This window comes from Chloroflexus sp., assembly GCF_034435895.1.
Lineage (GTDB): Bacteria > Chloroflexota > Chloroflexia > Chloroflexales > Chloroflexaceae > Chloroflexus.
Genome location: NZ_DAOTWH010000222.1, coordinates 1 through 1,967, shown reverse-complemented (window position 1 = coordinate 1,967; position 1,967 = coordinate 1). Strand labels below are relative to the sequence as shown.

Here is a 1,967-nt window from a genome sequence, read left to right as displayed (position 1 = left end):
CTCGGCCCCAACCGGCGTGCTCGCCAAACGCGGCGCCTCGACTACCGGCACAGCCGTCGCCGGCGGGCACAGCCGCGCCGCCGGATCGCCGACAATGATATAACTCCGCGCATCGTTATGTTCAGTCCAGCGCGTCGCCAACTCAACCGGATCGGGGGATTGGCCCCAACGCGCATTCTCAACCTCTTCGGTCAACACGGTCGCCAATTCGGCATACCGCTCGTTGAAAAACTCCAGCGCATAGCCGACCGGCGTCCCAGCAAAGAGCAACCGGCGCAAGGCGCTGCTAAACGTCTCGATCTGCTTGCCGCCGCGCGCATCGCTAAACGAGAACGTCCACGCCCGTTCGACGTGGCCAATGAAGGCCAGCGCACCACCACGCGGCAAACCGAGCAAGCGGCGGGGCAAGCCGGCCACAAACGAACGCGGCGCAATGGCCGAACGAACGCCGCGCAGATGGGGAAAATCGTCGTCACGCGGGCAGCCGGCCCCAAAACAGGCAAACTGAAACACGAACGCGCCGCGCAACGAGGCATCGCTGGCGATATCGTCAGCGGCGAGGTAAAACTGCGGCGGGATCGCGCGATTGCGCCATGCCTGCGGGCCGGGCCAATCGGCGCACAAGATCGCGCCTTGATGCAGCAACTGGCGCGGATCAACCGCTTCAAACTCGACGCCGTGGCTGGCGGTGAAGAGCAAGACAGGCGGTTCGGCGTGCAACAGATGGAGCAGCCGGTCTTTGGTGGCCTCGGCGCCGGCAATGGTTGCAAACGACCAATCGCCGCGTTGCGGATGGTTGGCCAATTCAGCGACTAGCGGTTGCACCAACCCGCGCAAACTACGGCTGGTCGCCATATCATCGGGGTTCTGCACCCCGGCGAACACCACGCGCCGCGGCAACGTCACCCCGTCGCGCTCGGCCTGCACCACGCTGCGGGCATAGGCGGCGTATTCTTCGAGCGTATCGAAGTGAATGCGCCCGACCGCATACTGCACATCGAGCTGGTACTGAAAACGGAAGGAAATCTCTTCAGGCGAACCGACCAACAACAGATAATAGGGAAACCGATCCGGATCGACTGGCCCGCTGGTCGCCGCACCCTGCCGGCGCAAAAACGCCGCCTTGCTCTCGCCGGGCCGATAACCTTGCGGGCCGGAACACTCGCGATAGCGCGGGCCGGCTTGTGCCTGCCGCCACTGCAACAACTCGCTGAGCGCCTCGCGCAAAGGCGCCGCGTCAACCGTAGCCGGAAAGATCACTCCCCAACCGGCTTCGGCCAGATCAGTGGGATCAACCCCTTCTTTCACGCGAAACGCGCCGCTCGCATCGGCCAGATGCCGTTCGCGCAATGCGGCGCGTTGTTCAGGGTCGGGGTCAATCTGATCGGGCGATGGCCGTTCACCGAGGATCATGCGAGCCAACTCAGCGACTGCGAGCGGCTCGTGGGCGTACTCGCCGCGGCTCGCATTCACGCCATTGAAATAGAGCCACTCATCGGCCATGCTGGTGTTCCTAACCGCGAGCGCCGTTGCGATGCAACGGCGCTCACCTTAGCTCTCGCGAAGGAAGCCTCTCGTTGGCGATTGGCGATGGAGCACGCTTAAATCTGCAAAATATACCCCTTGCCGCGCACATTCAACAAATAGCGCGGCGCGCTCGGTTCGGGTTCGATCTTTTGGCGCAAATGGTGAATATGCGGCTTAATCAGCTCACCCGCCTCAAGATCGGTCGTATCGTACCCCTGCGCGCAGCGCACCAACTGGGTATACGACAGCATCTGACCGGCATGCTCGGCAAGGCAGAGCAACAGGCGAAACTCGGTCGGCGTCAGATTGAGAGAACGCCCGTTGAGCGTCGCCGTCTGGTGCCACGTATCGAGCGTCAACGGGCCAATTGTCAGCGTGCGTCCCGCCGGTTCGGCTGGCGCTGGAGGCGGCGCCGGAGGCGGCGGGGTTGCTGCCGGCTG

2 protein-coding genes are annotated in these 1,967 nt (G+C 63.7%); both read right to left on the bottom strand.

Going from position 1 to position 1,967, the window contains the following annotated elements:
* A partial coding sequence (locus U9R81_RS13200; RefSeq protein ID WP_322495907.1) for a hypothetical protein occupies nucleotides 1-1,503 on the bottom strand: 1,503 nt, incomplete at its 3' end.
* A 98-nt stretch (nucleotides 1,504-1,601) separates the two neighbouring features.
* The coding region (locus U9R81_RS13195) for a response regulator transcription factor (RefSeq protein ID WP_322495906.1) at nucleotides 1,602-1,967 on the bottom strand (366 nt) is incomplete at its 5' end.